Origin of the sequence: Micromonospora sp. NBC_01739 (genome assembly GCF_035920385.1) — a bacterium.
Taxonomy (GTDB): Bacteria; Actinomycetota; Actinomycetes; order Mycobacteriales; family Micromonosporaceae; genus Micromonospora.
On record NZ_CP109151.1, the window covers coordinates 4,281,161 to 4,297,986 of the forward strand.

The 16,826-nt window shown below is 71.2% G+C and carries 14 protein-coding genes; 7 read left to right on the top strand and 7 right to left on the bottom strand.

Annotated elements, in window-relative coordinates:
• Nucleotides 1–8: 8 nt before the first annotated feature.
• Nucleotides 9–2,330 (top strand): non-ribosomal peptide synthetase, encoded by a 2,322-nt coding sequence (locus tag OIE53_RS19300; protein ID WP_327022933.1) that lies wholly within the window; start codon nucleotides 9–11, stop codon nucleotides 2,328–2,330.
• Nucleotides 2,331–2,393: 63 nt separating this feature from the next.
• Here OIE53_RS19300 and OIE53_RS19305 read toward each other — a convergent pair whose 3' ends face one another.
• Genes OIE53_RS19305 through OIE53_RS19325 form a run of 5 tightly spaced genes read right to left on the bottom strand, consistent with a single transcriptional unit; the run spans nucleotide 2,394 to nucleotide 8,968 of the window.
• Nucleotides 2,394–3,758: a class-II fumarase/aspartase family protein gene (locus tag OIE53_RS19305; protein WP_327022934.1), complete on the bottom strand. Its 1,365-nt coding sequence runs from the start codon at nucleotides 3,756–3,758 to the stop codon at nucleotides 2,394–2,396.
• Nucleotides 3,755–5,656 (bottom strand): FAD/NAD(P)-binding protein, encoded by a 1,902-nt coding sequence (locus OIE53_RS19310; RefSeq protein ID WP_327022935.1) that lies wholly within the window; start codon nucleotides 5,654–5,656, stop codon nucleotides 3,755–3,757. The genes OIE53_RS19305 and OIE53_RS19310 overlap by 4 nt, the downstream gene beginning before the upstream one ends.
• Nucleotides 5,653–6,861, bottom strand: coding sequence for an FAD-dependent monooxygenase (locus OIE53_RS19315; RefSeq protein WP_327022936.1), 1,209 nt, complete (start codon nucleotides 6,859–6,861; stop codon nucleotides 5,653–5,655). The genes OIE53_RS19310 and OIE53_RS19315 overlap by 4 nt, the downstream gene beginning before the upstream one ends.
• Nucleotides 6,861–8,429 carry a class I adenylate-forming enzyme family protein gene (locus OIE53_RS19320; RefSeq protein ID WP_327022937.1) on the bottom strand — a complete coding sequence of 523 codons (1,569 nt, stop codon included), beginning with the start codon at nucleotides 8,427–8,429 and terminating at the stop codon, nucleotides 6,861–6,863. Before OIE53_RS19320 ends, OIE53_RS19315 begins: the two co-directional genes overlap by 1 nt.
• A gap of 2 nt (nucleotides 8,430–8,431) precedes the next feature.
• Nucleotides 8,432–8,968 (bottom strand): SRPBCC family protein, encoded by a 537-nt coding sequence (locus tag OIE53_RS19325; protein ID WP_327022938.1) that lies wholly within the window; start codon nucleotides 8,966–8,968, stop codon nucleotides 8,432–8,434.
• A gap of 139 nt (nucleotides 8,969–9,107) precedes the next feature.
• On the opposite strand from OIE53_RS19325, the gene OIE53_RS19330 reads away from it, so the two are divergent.
• From OIE53_RS19330 to OIE53_RS19345, 4 genes are all read left to right on the top strand, one after another.
• Nucleotides 9,108–10,076 carry an NADPH:quinone reductase gene (locus tag OIE53_RS19330; RefSeq protein ID WP_327022939.1) on the top strand — a complete coding sequence of 323 codons (969 nt, stop codon included), beginning with the start codon at nucleotides 9,108–9,110 and terminating at the stop codon, nucleotides 10,074–10,076.
• 58 nt (nucleotides 10,077–10,134) lie between these two features.
• Complete coding sequence (locus OIE53_RS19335) at nucleotides 10,135–10,971, top strand: SDR family NAD(P)-dependent oxidoreductase (protein ID WP_327022940.1); 837 nt, start codon at nucleotides 10,135–10,137, stop codon at nucleotides 10,969–10,971.
• Between the two features lie 149 nt (nucleotides 10,972–11,120).
• Nucleotides 11,121–12,644, top strand: coding sequence for an MFS transporter (locus OIE53_RS19340; protein WP_327022941.1), 1,524 nt, complete (start codon nucleotides 11,121–11,123; stop codon nucleotides 12,642–12,644).
• A 97-nt stretch (nucleotides 12,645–12,741) separates the two neighbouring features.
• Nucleotides 12,742–13,755, top strand: coding sequence for a nitronate monooxygenase (locus OIE53_RS19345; protein WP_327022942.1), 1,014 nt, complete (start codon nucleotides 12,742–12,744; stop codon nucleotides 13,753–13,755).
• Between the two features lie 701 nt (nucleotides 13,756–14,456).
• On the opposite strand, the gene OIE53_RS19350 is transcribed toward OIE53_RS19345, so the two are convergent.
• Together OIE53_RS19350 and OIE53_RS19355 are read right to left on the bottom strand one after the other, a co-directional pair.
• A complete protein-coding gene (locus OIE53_RS19350; protein WP_327027286.1) occupies nucleotides 14,457–15,113 on the bottom strand; it encodes a nucleotidyl transferase AbiEii/AbiGii toxin family protein in 657 nt (218 codons plus the stop codon).
• Between the two features lie 2 nt (nucleotides 15,114–15,115).
• The gene (locus OIE53_RS19355) at nucleotides 15,116–15,682 is read right to left on the bottom strand and encodes a hypothetical protein (protein ID WP_327022943.1); all 567 of its coding nucleotides are present in this window, start codon (nucleotides 15,680–15,682) and stop codon (nucleotides 15,116–15,118) included.
• Between the two features lie 197 nt (nucleotides 15,683–15,879).
• Here OIE53_RS19355 and OIE53_RS19360 point away from each other — a divergent pair, with 197 nt between their 5' ends.
• Both OIE53_RS19360 and aroH read left to right on the top strand, forming a co-directional pair.
• Nucleotides 15,880–16,332, top strand: coding sequence for an acyl carrier protein (locus OIE53_RS19360; RefSeq protein WP_327022944.1), 453 nt, complete (start codon nucleotides 15,880–15,882; stop codon nucleotides 16,330–16,332).
• Entirely contained in the window at nucleotides 16,329–16,736 is a 408-nt protein-coding gene (gene aroH, locus OIE53_RS19365) for a chorismate mutase (protein WP_327022945.1), read from the top strand. The genes OIE53_RS19360 and aroH overlap by 4 nt, the downstream gene beginning before the upstream one ends.
• The last annotated feature ends 90 nt before the right edge of the window (nucleotides 16,737–16,826 follow it).

Below are 16,826 nucleotides of genomic sequence, written 5' to 3' on the forward strand. Positions count from 1 at the left end.
ATCCGCCCATGTCCACGACATCCACCTCGTCGCTTCCCCTGGCCGGCTCCGGCCAGGGGGCGGCGCCCGCGCCGGCCCACCGGGTGCCCCTCACCGGCACCCCCGATCCGACCCGGGCGGTCGCCGCCCTGGCCGCCCTGCTGCGCCGCTACACCGGAGAGGACGAGATCCGCATCGGGCGGCGTGCCCCCGGGGTCCACACCACACTGCTCATGTCCTTCCCGGACACGGCCGCCCTCGGCACCCTGACCGAGCCGGCGGTGCAGCTCGGCGAGGAGGTGACCCCCCAGGGGGTCGTGGTCAGCGACGGGCTGCCGGCCCGGGCGGCCGAGGTGCCGACCGTGGTGGTCGGCGAGGCCGGCCTGGAGTTGCTGATGCCGGCCGACATCTTCGACGAGGCGGCCGTGGCCCAGTACGCCCGGCACCTGGAGCGGATCCTGGCCGCCGGGCCGGAGGTCTCGGTCGCCGAGGTGGCTCTGCTGACCGAAACGGAGACCCGGCGCGCCCTGGTCGAGTGGAACGACACCGACGCCGCCATCCCCGCGCCGTTCATCCACGAGCTGGTCGCCGAGTACGCCCGCACCACCCCGGAGGCCGTCGCGGTGGCCCTCCCCGACGAGCAGGTCACCTACCGGGAGTTGGACAGCCGGGCCAACCAGTTCGCCCACCGGCTCCGGGCGGCCGGGGTACGCCGTGGCGACCGGGTGGGGGTCTGCTTCCCGCGCGGCGCGGACGCCCTGATCGCCCAACTGGCCTGCTTCAAGCTGACCGCGGCGGCGATCCTGATGGATCCCGGCTTCCCGGCCGACCGGCTGCGGTTCATGCTCGAGGACTCCTCCGCCGTCGCCGTGCTGACCAGCACGGAGCACACCGCCCTGGTCGAGGGGGCCGACTGCCCGGTCATCGACCTGTGGGCCACCGACTGGGCCGCCGAGCCGACCACGGAGGTGCACGAGCCGGTCACCGCGGACGACTTCATCCACATCGGATACACCTCCGGCTCCACCGGGACACCCAAGGCCGTGCAGGCCCGGTTCGGTCCCGCCCGCAACCTGATCCACGCCATGCGTGAGCTGTGCGGGATGACCGCGGCCTCCCAGGGCACCTGGCTGGCCGCACCCGGGTACGGGATGATCCAGGTCGAGTGCTTCCCGGTGCTCGCGGCCGGTGCCACCGTGCACATCCCGGAGGCCAGCGTGGTCGCCTCCCCGGAGCGTCTCCAGGAGTGGATCCTCCGGTACGGCATCACCACCACCCTGCTGATGAAGCCGATGGCCGAGCGGCTGTGGCTGCTGGAGTGGCCGGCCGACACCAGGCTGCGCGACATCCGGGTCTGCGGCGAGCGGATCCAGGCCTGGCCCCCGGCCGGCCTGCCCTTCCGCCTGATCAACCTGTACGGCTCCTCCGAGGCGACCACGGTCTCCGCCTGCGACATCACCGCCCTGGGCCAGTCCCTGGGCGAGGCGGGCAGGGCCCGGGCCCTGCCGCCGATCGGCCGACCGATCGACAACGTGCGGACCTACGTGCTGGATGAGTGGTTCCGTCCGGTGCCCCCGGGGGTGGTCGGGGAGTTGTGCGTGACCGGGGACAGTCTCTCCGCCGGGTACGTCAACCGTCCGGAGCTGACCGCCCAGAAGTGGATCAGCAACCCGATCGACCCGGAACGCTCCCCCATCCTGTACCGCACGGGCGACATGGCCCGCTACTGGGCGGACGGCAGCATCGAGATCGTCGGCCGCCGAGACGGCCAGATCAAGGTACGCGGCAACACCGTCCACCTGGCCGAGATCGAGATCGTCCTCGGCGCCCAGCCGGGGGTACGGCGTACGGCCGTGCTGGCCCGCGCGGACGGTCAGGGGGACACCCAGCTCACCGCGTACATCGAGCCGGAGGCGGGGGCCACCCCGGCGGTCCGGGACATCCGCCGGGCCCTGCGCAAGCGCCTGCCGGCCTTCATGGTGCCCTCCTCCTTCGTGGTCGGCGAGATCCCGCTGAACACCAACGGCAAGATCGACCGGGGCGCGCTGCCGGAGCCGCCGCGGTCCCGGCCGGACGTGGACAGCCCCTACCAGGCCCCCACCACGGACCTGGAGCGGGAGCTGCACGAGCTGTGGACCGCCGCCCTGGAGGTCGAGGGGCTGGGGGTGCTGGACAACTTCTTCGACCTGGGCGGGGACTCGCTGCGGGCGGCCCGGGTGACCGGCCAGGTGGCCGACCGGTACCAGCTGGAGGTGGAGGTCGGGGACCTGTTCCACGAGCCGACCATCGCCCGGATGGCCGCCTACCTGGCCGCGGAGCGGGAGGCCCGGCCGGCCCTGGCGACGATCTGAACCACAGCGAAGGGGAGGGCCACCCGGTCGGGTGGCCCTCCCCTTCTGCGTTGCCTACGCGGTTCAGTCCCGCAGCTCCCGGTCGACCAGGTCACCGGCCGCCCCGACGTACCCGGCCGGGTCCAGCAGCCGGGTCAGCTCCTGCTCGCTGAGGTGCCCCGCGACCCGGGAATCGGCCCCCAGCACCTGGTGCAGGGGCTGCCCGGTCTGCTCGGCCACCCGGCTGGCCTCGGTGAGCAGGGCCCGGGCGGGGGCCCGGCCCAGGTGCGGCGTCAGTACGGCGGCCACCCGCTCGGTGGCCACCCGGTTGCCCGTCAGGGCCAGATTGGCCCGCATCCGCTCCGGCCGTACCGTCAGCCCGGCGGCCAGCTGTTCCGCGGTGTGCGCGGCGCCGCCGACCAGGCGCAGCAGCTCCCGCAGGGGCAGCCACTCGGCGTGCCAGACCCCGGCGGACCGCTCGTCCTCGGCGACCAGGCACTGGGTCAGGGCCGCCGCGTAGCAGGGGGCTTGCAGGGCAGCGCTGCGGATCAGGGTGGACAGCACCGGGTTGCTCTTGTGCGGCATGGCCGAGGAACTGCCCCGCCCGGCCACGGTCGGCTCGGCCACCTCACCGATCTCGGTACGCACCAGCACCAGCACGTCCGCGGCGAACTTCCCCAGGGCCCCGGCGGTGTGGGCCAGGGCGGCGGCCAGGTCCGCCATCGGGGTACGCAGGGCGTGCCAGGGCAGCACCACCGCGGCCAGCCCGGTCTCCTCGGCGTAGGCGGCCGTCAACCTGGCGGGGTATCCCTCGCCATGGTGACCGTCCACATTGGCGTACTCCTGGTATCCGGCCAGGGTGCCGGCGGCGCCGCCCAGGGCCACCGGCAGCACCAGGGCGTCCAGCCGGTCCCGGGCGTCCAGCACCAGCCGACGCCACCCGGCCGCCTTGAGCCCGAAGGTGGTCGGCACCGCGTGCAGGGCCAGGGTCCGCCCGGCCATCACGGTGTCCCGGTGTCGGCCGGCCAGTACGCCCAGCGAGGTGGCCACCGCGGTCAGGTCGGCGCGGATCAGGGCGATCGCCCGCCGAGCCACCAGCATCGCCCCGGTGTCGAAGATGTCCTGGCTGGTGGAGCCGCGGTGCACGTACTCGGCCGCGGCCCGGTCCTTGGCGGCCACCCCGGCGGTCAGCGCCTGGACCAGGGCGACGACCGGATTGGCGGTCTCCCGGGAGGCCAGGGCGATGGCGCGTACGTCGAAGGCCTCCACCCGGGCGCACCGGGTGATCACCTCGGCGGCCTCCGGCGGCAGGGTGCCCAGCCGGGCCTGGGCCCGGGCCAGTGCCGACTCCGCGTCGAGCATGGCCTGGACCCAGGCGAAATCATCGACGGCCGCCTCGACCGGTGTCCCGGCCCGTACCGGAGACAGCAGTCCGGTGGACTCCGTCACACGATCACCCCTATCGGGTCCTCGTCCGGCGCCTCCGCGAAGGCCCGGCGTACCTCGCGGGGCACCCGGGCCACCTCGGGCAGCCCCAGCACCTCACGGGCGATGGCGTCCGAATCGGCCAGGGTCACCGAGTCGACCCCGGGCCGGATGCCGGCCGCGGTCACCCAGTGCACCGACTCGGTGGGTACCCCGTAGGCGAACCGCCGGGGATGAGGGCGCCCGCAGCCGTCCAGCAGCCGGTAGGGGCGCTCCGTGACGGCCAGCCCGCCGGTCTCGTAGCTGCCGATCCGGTACGGGACCGCCTGATCGGTGTCCAGCAGATGCCGCAGCAGGGGATCCTCCGTACGGCGCAGGTCGGGTTCCGGCAACCGGGCCTCGATCAGCACCCGGGACCGGATCGGCTCACCGGGCACCGCGCTGGACCCGCTGACGAAGGCCGGCTCCGTGGTGTCCAGCCGGATCCAGGTGCCCGGACCGGTCAGGGTGAGCACCCCGGCCTCGATCAGGGCGATCATCTGCTCGACCCGGACGGCGGGGGGTCCGATGGAGAGGTACCCGTTCAGGGGGGTGTACCACCCCTCCAGGTCGTCCCGGTGCGACTCACCGCTGAGACCGCCGTGGTCGACCGCCAGCCGGATCTCGTTGCGCAGATCCCGCAGCACGTCCAGGGCCGCCTTCAGGGGTCCCTCGACATTGCCGGCCCGGGCCGCCCGCACATCGGCGCGCAGGTGCTCCAGCAGCCAGCCCTGGAAGTCCGTCCGGTCGACGAAGGTGCTGTCGCCGTACGGGCGGGCCAGCCGCTCCCAACTGAACCTGCGCCGCGGCGCGATGCCGTACGCCTCCAGCACCTCGGTGGTGTCCCCGCCGATCGGGACGGCCAGGAAGTCGGCCTGGAAGGCCATCGCCTCCGGCCCCAGCCCGAGCAGGGTCGTGTAGTAGACGTTCTCCACCTCCCGGGCGATCACCGGCCACAGGTCCCGGGTGAAGTTGATCGGCCGGGGCAGGTCCGCCACGTACTCGGCGGTCAGCAGCAGCGGCAGGTGTCGGCCGGCCGCGCCCTTCTGGTTCTCGCCCCGGGACTGGTAGGGCACCCCCCGCCGGGAGCTGGCGTACAGCCGGGGTTCCCGGCCGGAGGGCCGGTAGGTCAGCCACCCGTCCGGCCTGGTGACGAAGGAGCCACCTCGGCCGACCGTCAGCAGGGCCATGTGGTCGAAGAAGTTCAGCCCCAGCCCACGCAGCAGTACCGGCTCCCCCGGCCCGATCTCGTCCAGATCCAGGTCGGCCGGGTTGGCCGGGGTCAGGTACCGCAGGTGGTGGATGCGGGACAGGCTGGCCGTACGGGCCTCCCGGGCGGTGGGCCGGACCTGCTGGTGACCGAGGGCCAGGACCACCGCGTCCAGGTCGTGCAGCCGGGTCCCGTCGGCCAGCCGTACCCCTTGCGGGCCGCCGGTCACCCCGTCGGTGTCGGCCAGGGCGATGGCCCGGGACCGGTGGCAGCGGACGGTCACATGACGGGGAGCCTGCTCCACCACCCGACTGAAGGCGGCCTGGAGGTAGCGGCCGTAGAAGGCCCGGGAGGGGTACGAGTTCGGGCCGAGGGCACGCGCCTCCTCGTCGGGCTGGTCCAGCGCCCACTCGTACAGGCTGGGGCCGGGCTCGATCGGGCCCTCGATGCGTGAGCTGTCGTCCGACCAGACCGTGATCTGAGCGGCCACGGTGTTCGTCATCAGGTGGCGGGACTGGTCACAGCGCCACACCGCCCCGGCGCCCGCCCCGGCCGGGTCGACGACATGCACCACGACCTCCTCGTGCGAGGGTCGGGCGCGTTCGTTGGCACAGAGTCGTTCCAGCACGGACAGTCCGCGAGGCCCGGCCCCGATGATGCAGATCTCGGTCATGCCGCCACTCCCTGCACGGTCGGGCGGACGGGGGCCCCGGCTACCCGGGTGCCGTGCATCCAGGCCAGGTGCTCGCGCAGGTCCTGCTGGGAGAGACCGCGCAGCCGCTCGTTGCGGCGGCGGGCCGCAGCTCCGGCCGGGTGCCACAGCACGACACTGTTCCGGGCCGCCCGCTGCACCGCCGCGGTCCGACCGGCCCGCTCCGCCGCGTACCCCCGCAGTCCGGCCTCGGGCGATGCCCCCGGGGTCAGGTGCCGGGCCAGCACCACCGCGTCCTCCAGGGCCTGGCAGGCACCCTGAGCGGCGTAGTGCAGCATCGGATGAGCAGCATCCCCGAGCAGGGCCACCCGGCCCTCGGTCCAGGTGTCCACCGGTTCCCGGTCGACCAGGGTCCAGGTCTTCCACTCCTCGCCGAGGGCCAGCAGCCGCTGGGCCGTCCCGCCCAGGGCGGGGAACTCGGCCCGGGCCCGCTCCCGGCTGACCGGTCTGCCGGCCACCGCGGTGGTGCTGCCGTCGACGCTGCTGGCGGCCAGGTTCAGGTACCGGCCCCCGGCGATCGGGTAGTGCACGAAGTGGCATCCCGGCCCGGCCCACCAGACCACGGACCGGTCGTACCGCAGGTCCGCCGGCACCCGGTCCATCTCGACGACCGCCCGGTAGACCGTGATGCCGGAGACGATCGGATCACCGTCGCCGACCATCTGCTGCCGGATCGCGGAGTGCAGGCCGTCCGCGCCGATGACGACCTCGCCCTCGACCCGTTCCCCGTCCGCCAGGGTCACCCAGGCGGAGAGGTCCTCCTGGCCGTACCCGAGGACCGGGGCGTCGCTGCGCAGTTCGATCGCGGCCGTGTCGCGGCAGGCGTCCAGCAGGGCGGTGTGCAGCTCGGCCCGGTGCACCACGACGTACGGGCGCCCGAAGCGACGCCGATAGGTCTCCGTGAGTTCCAGGCTGGTCACATGTTCCCCGGTGACCCCGTCCATGAACCGCAACTCGTCCATGCGTACCGCCCCGGCCCGCACGGTGGCCCCGACCCCCAGCTGATCCAGCGCGTGCAGGCCATTGGGGGCCAACTGGATGCCGGCGCCGATCTCGGCGAACCGTGCCGCCTTCTCCAGGACGGTGACCTGGTGGCCGGTGCGGGCCAGGGCCAGGGCGGTGGCGAGTCCGCCGATGCCGCCACCGGCGATGATCACCCGGGACATCAGGCCCTCCCGTCCCCGGCCAACAGCCGCGCCAGCTCCAGCCTCTTGATCTTCGTGGTGGCGGTGTGCGGCAGGTCCCCGATGCGCCACTGGATCGGCTCGCCCATCGCCGGCAGACCGGCTACCGCGGCCCGCCAGGCCACCGGGTCCAACGGGCGGTCGTCCCGGGTGCACACCACCGGCACCGCGCCGCCGTCGGCCCCCGGCACGATGACCACCTCGGCCAGTTCCGGGATCCGGCTGAACAGGGTGTCCTCGGCGGCCAGGGTGGAGCCGAAGCCCTCGATCAGGTCGACCTCGCGGTCCAGCAGGTGCACACACCCCCAGCGGGTGCGATAGCCGACATCCCCCATCCGCCACCAGCCACCGGCGGAGAGCTGGGCGTCGTAGCGCTGCTGCTCGCCCAGGTAGGTGACGATCCGGCCCCCGCTGCGTACCTCGATGAAGCCGGGGTTCTCGGCCGAGGGCGGCTTGCCGTCCCGGCTGACCACCCGTACCCCGGTCATGCCCGGGAAGGGCATCCCCACGCACCGCCCGTCGGCGTCCTCCCCCCGCCCCCGGGTGTAGGTGCGGCCGATCACCGGACCGACCTCGCTCTGGCCGTACAACTGCCCGAAGACCGGGTTGCGTCGACGGGAGGCGTCCAGCAGCCGCCGGATGGTCCTGGGGTGGATGGCGTCGAAGGTGGAGCTGAACAGCTTCACCCCGGCCAGCGGCCCTCGTGGGTCGTCCGCCAGCCCCTCCCACTCCATCAGCGAGTTGGGGTGGGCCTCCAGCACCCCGGGGCGCAGCCGACTGAACAGGTCCGCCACCCGATCCGGGTCGGAGTCCACCAGCACCACGATGGGACAGCCCCGCAGCAGGGACATGGCCAGCGCGGTCATCAGCCGGGAGTGCACGAAGGAGACATGGATGGCCACGGTCTCCCGGCGTCGCAACAGCGCGGTGACCACCGAGATCTGCGGCCGGTACCGGGCCTGGAGGGTGACCCCGGTGTGCACGGCCAGCTTGGGGATCCCGGTGGTGCCGGAGGTGTGTGTGATCAACGCCGGACGGTCCGCGGGCACGGTGACCACGGGCACCCGGGGTGCCCCGGCGAATTCACCGAACGACTTCGCCCCGGGGTGACTTCCGGCGGTCAGCAGGATGCCCGCGGCCCGGTCGAAGATCACCTCCGGCAGACCGGCCAGCTTGGCCTCGTCGGTGACGAGGAAGGGCCGGTCGGCCCGGCGTACCAGTTCCGCCACGGTGTCCCCGTCCAGGCTGGGGGAGAGCAGCACCGGCACCCCGCCGATCCGGGAGACCGCGAAGGCCAGCAGGGTGATGTCGAACCCGTTCGTCTTGTGCACGACCACCCGGTCGGCCGGGCGTACCCCGGCGGCCCACAGCCGGGCGGCGTAGTCGTCGATCAGGTCGGCTACCTCACCGACCGTCAGCCGCCGCCCCAGATCGGGGGCGATCTGCAGATCGTGGTCCAGGGTGACCACATTGGTGGGGTGTCGCCGGGCGGCCCGCTCGAAGAGGGTGCCGAGCTGGATGCCCCGGTTCCTGATGCGTTGCAGCAGCATGGTCAGTCCTCCTCTAGTACCTGGCAGAGACGACCGAGAGTGGCGCGCATGTCGCCGGCGACCTTGGCCCCCCACTCGGCGAAGAACCGCTCCCGCGCGGCGGCGTCCATGTCGGCGGTGATGCCCCGGATGCCCTCCGTGGCCGCGCCCATCCGGAACCGGTGGACCAGCACCGATCCGCCCCCGGGCTGCTCGGCGATGTCGTAGGCCCAGACGCTGTCCTGACGCGCCCCCGCCCGGTTCCGCATGGACCAGGCGAAGGTGCGACCCGGCTCGGCGGTCACCACCTCGGACTCGGTGAACCAGACACCGCGTACGACCGGGGCCCAGGCCACCACGTCGGCCTCCCGCCGGTTCTCGCCGCGGAACACCGCGCCGACCGTGCCGGGTTCACCGGCGATCCACGATCCGCCCACACACTCGGGGCTCCATTCGCCGCTGCGCTCGAGGTCGCTGACCAAGGCATAGACCCGGTCCGGTGGCGCGGACACCTTGCTCTGCACCGACAACTCGAACAGTGGCCGCGAAGCGGTCTGCATCTCGATCCCCTCACGTCGTGACGTATGTTCGTCTGTTTCGACGCTAGAAAACGTGAGGATCGGTATCGATGGCTGCCCGATAAAGCCTTCTACTCGTCATTCGACGGCGTGTGCATGATTTCGATGGCAGGGTGGCACCATGCTGGCTGCGTACATCGAAAGGTTCGGCCCGCCAGAAGAGATTCGGTACGGTCGGCTGCCCGATCCCTCCCCCGGTCCCACGGACGTGCTCGTCGAGGTGTGGGCGAGCACGGTCAACCCGGTCGACACCTTCGTCCGCTCCGGGCTGTTCCGCACCCCGGTGGCCTTCCCCTTCGTCATCGCCCGGGATCTGGTGGGTCGGGTCGTCCGGGCCGGGCCGGGCGCGGCGGGGTTCGCCCCCGGCGACCCGGTGTGGTGCAACAGCCTCGGTCACGACGGTCGGCAGGGTGCTGCGGCCGAACTGGCGGTGGTGCCGGCGGACCGGCTGTACCGGCTGCCCCCGGGGGTCGATCCACTGACCGCCGTGGGGGTGCTCCACCCCACGGCCACCGCCTACCTGGGACTGTTCCGGCACGGTCAACTGAGCGCCGGTGACACCGTGCTGGTCGGCGGGGCAGCCGGCAATGTCGGCAGCGCGGCGGTCGTCCTGGCCGCCCAGGCAGGGGCCCGGGTGATCGCCACGGCCGGCCCGGGGGATCTGGCCCGGTGCCGTTCGATGGGCGCCGCCGAGGCGATCCCGTACGACGCCCCGGACCTGGCCGCCCGACTGCGGGCCGCCGCCCCCGAGGGGATCGACGTGCACCTGGACACCTCCGGCCACAACGATCTGCGGCTGGCGGTGGATCTCCTGGCCCATGGGGGTCGGATCGTCCTGCTGGCCGGGGCCCGCACCGAACCGGTGCTGCCGGCGGGTCGGCTGTACATGCGGGACGGATCGATCCGGGGCTTCGTCATCTCCCACGCCAGTACAGCCGAACTGGCCGCCGCGGCCCGGACCATCAACCGGCTGCTGCCCTCCGGTCTCCTGCGTACCCGCGAGGTGGCCGTGCTGCCGTTGCAATCCGCCGCCGAGGCGCACGCAATTATCGAGAATGGCACCGATAAGAGGATCTTATTGGGGCTCTGAACGAATGCCGGGCTAGCGTCCTACACATATTACGAGCGACGGCGAGAGGACATCAGAAATGGGCAAGGTATGGTTCGTGACAGGCTCGTCGCGCGGTCTGGGCCGCGAGTTCGTCAGCGCGGCACTGTCCCGTGGTGACCAGGTGGCCGCCACCGCCCGCGACACGAGCGCCCTGGCCGATCTCGTCGCCGAGCACGGCACCGCGATCCTGCCGCTGACCCTGGACGTGACCGACCGGGCCGCCGTCGTGGCCGCGGTCCGGCAGGCCCACGAGCACTTCGGTCGCCTCGACGTGGTGGTGAACAACGCCGGGTTCGGACTGTTCGGCACGATCGAGGAGATCAGCGAGGCCGACATCCGGGCGCAACTGGAGACCAACGTGCTCGGCGCGCTCTGGGTCTCCCAGGCGGTGCTGCCGTACCTGCGTGAGCAGGGCAGCGGCCACATCGTGCAGGTCTCCAGCGCCGGTGGGGTGCTGGCCTTCCCCGCACTGGGGGGCTACCACGCCTCCAAGTGGGCCCTGGAGGGGTTCAGCGAGTCCCTCTCCCAGGAGGTGGCCGGCTTCGGCATCAAGGTGACCATTGTGGAGCCGGGGTCGTACGGCACCGACTGGGGCGGGCCCTCCGCCTCCTTCTCCGCGCCGCACCCGGCGTACGACGGGCTCCGGCAGGCGATGGCCGGCTTCCAGCTGCGCCAGGGCAGTCCCCGGGCCGCGGCCCAGGCCCTGCTCACCGTGGTGGACGCGGAGAACCCGCCGCTGCGGATCTTCTTCGGCACCCAGCCGTACCAGGCCGCCCAGGGGGTGTACGCCGACCGGCTCAAGACCTGGGCGGACTGGTCCGCCCTGTCCGCCGAGGCCGAGGGCGAACCCGCCCTGCACGGGGTCGTCGCCTGAACCACCGCAGTTGCCCCGCCCCGCTCCCCCGGGGTGGGGCAACTGCGTGTCGGTGACGGGTCCGCCGATAACTGTCGCTGATCGGAACAGAATGACCGACTATCACCGCGTACAGCAGCAAAGTGGTGTTTTCGCCTAGCGTTCCTGACATGACATCACGAACCCAGGTACCAGTGGCAACCCAGACGGACAGGAGGCGCTGGATCGCGCTGGCCATCGTGATGGCCGCGGCCTTCATGGATCTGGTCGACGTCACCATCGTCAACATCGCCATCCCGGCGATCCAGGAGGACATCGGCGCCACGGTCAGTCAGATCCAGTGGATCGTCGCCGGGTACGCCCTGGCCTTCGCGGTCGGCCTGATCACCGGTGGTCGACTCGGCGACATCTACGGCCGCAAGCGACTCTTCCTGGCCGGCATCGCCGGCTTCACCATCGCCTCGGCGCTGTGCGGCATCGCCCAGAGCCCCGAGCTGCTCGTCACCGCACGGATCCTCCAGGGCGCCATGGCCGCGCTGATGGTTCCGCAGGTACTGGCGATCATCCACGCCACCTTCCCGCCGCACGAGAAGGGGAAGGTGTTCGGACTCTGGGGTGCCATCGTCGGGCTCGGCGGCATCTCCGGCCCGCTGATCGGTGCCCTGCTGACCCACTGGAACCTGTTCGGTCTGGAGTGGCGGCCGATCTTCCTGATCAACCTGCCGGTCGGCATCCTGGCCCTGATCCTGGGCGCCAAATACATCGAGGAGTCCCGCTCCCCGCAGGCCCTGCGCCTGGACCTCGTCGGGGTGATCGTGGGTACGGTCGGCCTGCTGATGCTGCTCTACCCGCTGACCCGGGGCGAGGAGACCGGCTGGCCCACCTGGGGCTTCGTCACCATGTTCGCCTCCATTCCGGTCTTCGGCGCCCTCATCGCGTACGAGCGGGCGAAGTCCCGCCGGGACGGCTCCCCCCTGATCGAACTGTCCCTGTTCCGGGTGAAGGGTTTCTCCGCCGGGGTCGCGGTCCAGTTGGCCTTCGGTGTCGTGACCGGCGTCTTCTTCCTGGTGTGGACCCTGTACATGCAGGTGGGCCTGGGCTGGAGTGTGCTGCGGGCCGGGCTCAGCGGCATCCCCTTCTCGGTGGCCACCACCATCGCCGCCGGCATCTCCGTGCAGCTGCTGATCCCCAAGCTGGGCCGCAAGGTGTTGCAGATGGGGGCGCTGCTGATGGGGACCGGCATGGCCCTGTACGGCTGGACGGCCAACCACTTCGGCCAGGAGGTCACCTTCTGGCAGATGGTCCCCGCCCTGCTGGTCATCGGCTTCGGAATGGGCCTGATCGTGTCGCCGCTGATCAACGCGATCCTGGCCGAGGTACCCCTGGCCCACGCCGGCTCGGCCTCCGGCTTGATCCACACCATGTTGCAGGTCGGTCAGGCCCTCGGCCTGGCACTCACCTCGGTGTTCTTCTTCGGGGTGCTCTCCGAGACCAGCTCGGGTGGTCGCTCCCCCTTCGTCGACGCCTTCGAGAACACGGCCTACTGGCTGGCCGGCATCCTCGCCGTGATCGCGGTCCTGATGACCGCCCTGCCGGCCGCGGCGGCTCCGCCGCAGCCGGACGGCCCGCCCCAGGGCCTACCCACCGAGACCGAGCCGGCCGAGGTGAAGATCCCGGTGCCCGCCGGTCGCTGATCCCGTTTCCCCTTTGGGCGGCCCCTGACCTCCAGCCACTGGAGAATCGGCGGGCCGCCCGACTCCGCCAGGCCATCTGACCCGGGAGGATGAGGACATGCTCGACACCCTGCGACATCCGGTGATCGTCGCCCCGATGGCCGGCGGACCCTCGACCGTACGCCTGGTCGCCGCCGCCGCTGGGGCCGGTGGCCTGGGCTTCCTGGCGACCGGGTACCGGTCACCCGAGGTGGTACGGGCCGAGCTGGCGGAAATCCGCGAGACCGGCCTGCCGTACGGGGTCAACGTCTTCATTCCGCAGCCCCCGGTCGAGGTGTCCACTGTCGAGCCCTACCGTGACCTGCTGCTCCCCGAGGCCGAGCGGCTGGGGGTGACCCTGCCGCAGGTGCGCACCCAGGACGACGACCACTACCTGGCCAAGATCGAACTGCTGCGGGCGGCGGCACCCCCGCTGGTCAGCTTCGCCTTCGGCATCCCCTCCGCCGAGGTGGTGGCCACCCTGCGGGCCCAGGGCACGGCCGTCCTGGTCACCGTCACCAATGCCGCCGAGGCCCGGCAGGCCGCCAGGGCCGGGGCGGACGGGCTGGTCGCCCAGGGCGGCACCGCGGGCGGTCACGCCTCGACGACCACACCCCAGACCTACGACCCCGACCGCGCCACCGCCGAAGTGGTCCGGGAGGTGCTACCCGCCGGCCTGCCGGTGATCGCCGCGGGCGGGGTGGGCACCGCCGAGGACGTACGCCTCCTGCTGGCCGCCGGGGCGGTGGCCGTGCAAGCGGGAACGATGTTCCTGCTGGCCGACGAAGCCGGCACCCGGGCGGTGCAGAAGGCGGCGATGATCGGCGGCGAGCACACCGGCACGGTCGTCACCCGGGCCTTCACCGGCCGCCCGGCACGCGCCCTGCGGAACCGCTTCACGGACCGCTTCTCCACGGCGGCCCCGCTGGCCTATCCGGCCGTGCACCACCTGACCGCGCCGCTGCGGGCCGCCGCCGCCGAAGCCGACGATCCGCACGGGCTGAACCTCTGGGCCGGCACCGGCCACCGGCACGCCCGCCCCGGACCGACGGCACAGATCCTGCACTCCTTGGCAGGGGCCCGGTCCACCTGATGCGAGAACCGGTCGGCGACGCCGAGGACCTAGTCGGCCCGGCGATCATATTTCCGCTGCGTCCAGTGACAATTCGGATGAGCCTGTGGATCTGCACGGACTGCGGCCCGGTGAACGGAATGTTCCGCTCCGGACCGGCCGTCGAGATCACCCCTTGCCCCGACGTGCGCCGCCGTGGACTCAGGAGCGAGTTGCGAGAGGTACTCTGACACTTCCTCGGCTACCTCTATTACTGTAGAAAATCGATCTTCAAGAGCGCAAGTTGCCACCAAAGTTACTTCTCTACAAACAAGCGATCAGAGCATCGGTCGCGAGACTGCTTCTCTGGAAGCCCATGAAGAGATCTCGCAGTTTCATACACGTTCAGAACAGCAGCAGAGAAACGTGCGATGTCTACCTCCGCAGATGGGCGGGACCCTAAAACAGGGCGCTGCCCCCAGGTCAGCGATGACCGCCAGCATGCGATCCGCTTCTTCATTCTCGATGGCCTCGGCCACTATCACTCCCCTGTTATGACTTAGCCCTAAACCGATAAGCACCCATGACTATCGCAAAGGGTGCCCTCCGATTGGGCGGAGTGTCAACGAGATGACATGAGCATTAGACGGGACTTCCGCTGGCCTTTCCCCGGATTCGGTCGCAGCGAGCCGATCCAGTCAGTCGCAGGGTACAACGGAGCAGCGACATCGGCTGGAGGTGCGTCAGGTCGAGTGGGGTCCTTTGTCGCCGAGCAATTCACGGCGCCACGCGGCGAATCGGTAACGGAGACTGTCCAGTGCACGCCCGGTGACGCCGTACTGGGCGAAGTCGTCAGGGTCGAGCAGGGTGGCTTGTCCGAGGGCGTCGGCGAAGATGCGCCGGTCGAAACCATGGTCGGCGCGCTGCGCGAGGGTGAGAAGGGCTTCGCGGGTGTACCGGCCGGATCGGAGCGTGGCGTCGATGTCGATGAAGTCACGCGCGAACGCTCGCCCGTAGAGGGCGCTCATCTTGTTGGCGACCGCGTCATCGGGGTGGAGGACGGGGCCGATTGCCATGAGGATCGGCTCGTTGGCCCGCCAGTCCACACCGAGTTCGACCTTGGAAACCCGCACGCCGTCGGTGACGGCCAGGCGGGCGAAGGTGTCGTACTGGCGCTCGGTCTCGACGGTGAGGCCGTCGTCTCGGTAGGCGTGCACGACTGCGGTGACTGCGGCGGTGAACTCCTGCCGGCGCTCCCAGGCTGTGAACAGGTCGACGTCCTCGCTGGGGCGCTCCAGAAGCCCGGCGGCCTGGACCGCGTAACCGCCGGCCAAGGCGAAGCCGTATCGATGTGCTGCCCCGAGCCCGGTACGGGCGAGGCGTTCGTGGAAGGGGTCCACCACTACGCCGCATCGCTGCGAGTTGCGGCGAGTTCAGGAAAGGCTTGCTCCCAGCGCTGGCGGAGTTGGGGCGACAGCCAGAGGGTAGGCCAGAGCCGCCGGAGGAGTTCGGCATCGAGCCAGGTGTTCAGATCCTCAACCGTGCTGGCTTCGGTGAGCACCACCTTGTACATGCTGGCTAGGCGTGCGGACCGGTTCAGGTCGTACTCGGGTTGCCCAGACCAGTCGAGATGACGCGGAAGCGTCACCGTGCCTTCGGTCGGGCCGCGCAGTGCGGCAAGGGTTTCGGCCACCACGTAGGGCTTCCGGTAACCGTAGGGCCGGTAGTCCGCCGGTGGCTGGGGCGATGTTTTGCGCCGACTGGCGTTGGTCGCCCGCCGGACTTCCGGCCGTAGCGCCTGACGGATCGTCTCCCGGCTGTACCCGGTGACCCGCTGCAGATCCACCGGCCGCCAACCGGCCGCATGAAACGCCCGCAGCTGCTCGTCCCGCTCGGTCAACGCCGCCGACCGCGTCTCCTCGTACTTGACGACAACGGCACGCAGATCATCCTCGGAGAACCGACCCATACCAGTCAGCCTACTACGCTAGGCCCAGCGCGCTGGGCCTTTGGCCAACTCCTCAGGCCCGACAAGGCCGGTCAACGCCGATAGCAGGACCGACTCACTACAGGGCTTGCGGAAGTAGCTGATCGCGCCGACTTAACACCTGTTTCCCACTAGTGCCTCGTCATGCAGCCTTGAACAGGTAATCCGGGTGGCGGATCTTGGAGCCGGTAGCGAATCCGGTTTTCGGTTTCTTCGCCTCCGGCATGGACTCGTTGACCGCCATCGAGCTCAGACGCAACCTCCAGCGACCCCTGCGAACCGATCTCAAGGCCACGCCCCTGTTCGTCCGCCGTACGGTGGAGTCACTCGCCGCGCACCTGATCGACGACCTGCGCCTGCCCAAGGGGGTGCTGGAGGAGCTCGGGCAGGACCTGGGCTTCCGGCAGGGTGACCGTGCCGGGCTGCGACGCCTAGCTCTCTGCCGGGGCCTGTTGATCAGCGTCATGCCGGTCGGGCCCTTTGCTCAACCAGGCGGATGGTTCAGCCCCGGCGGTCGCGCGCGAACTGCGCAAAGTGGGAGAGGCCGGTCGGTCGGCGGCGCCGATAACGTTGCCATGCGCCCACCACACAGGGTGGAGCACCCGACGAACCAGCCGGAGGGTAAGCCATGACCAGCTCCGCTCCCGCGCCTGTCGTGGCCGGTGGACCGTTGGCAACCGTACGCGCGGTCCGCGGCGCCATCCAGGTGAACCGGGACGAGCCCCCGGCCGTCACCGGCGCGACCCGGATACTGCTGGCCGAGGTGATGCACCGCAACGAGTTGCACCCGGACGACCTGATCAGTCTCTTCTTCACCACCACCGCGGACCTGGTCAGCTGCTTCCCCGCCGAGGCGGCCCGGCAACTGGGCATGGCCGATGTGCCTCTGCTCTGCGCACGGGAGATCGACGTCCCGGGCGCCCTGCCCCGCGTCGTCCGGCTGCTGGCGCACGTCCGAACAACCCGGTCCCGCGCCGAGATCACCCACGTCTACCTGGGCGGGGCCGCCCGCCTCCGGCCGGACCTGGCCGGATGAACCGCCCAGGAGATGCCGGGGTCGGGTAGCGGCAGGCTCTCCGGGAAACCTCGGCCGGCCGGGGCGGGGGTCTCCCCCGCGCTCCCGGCC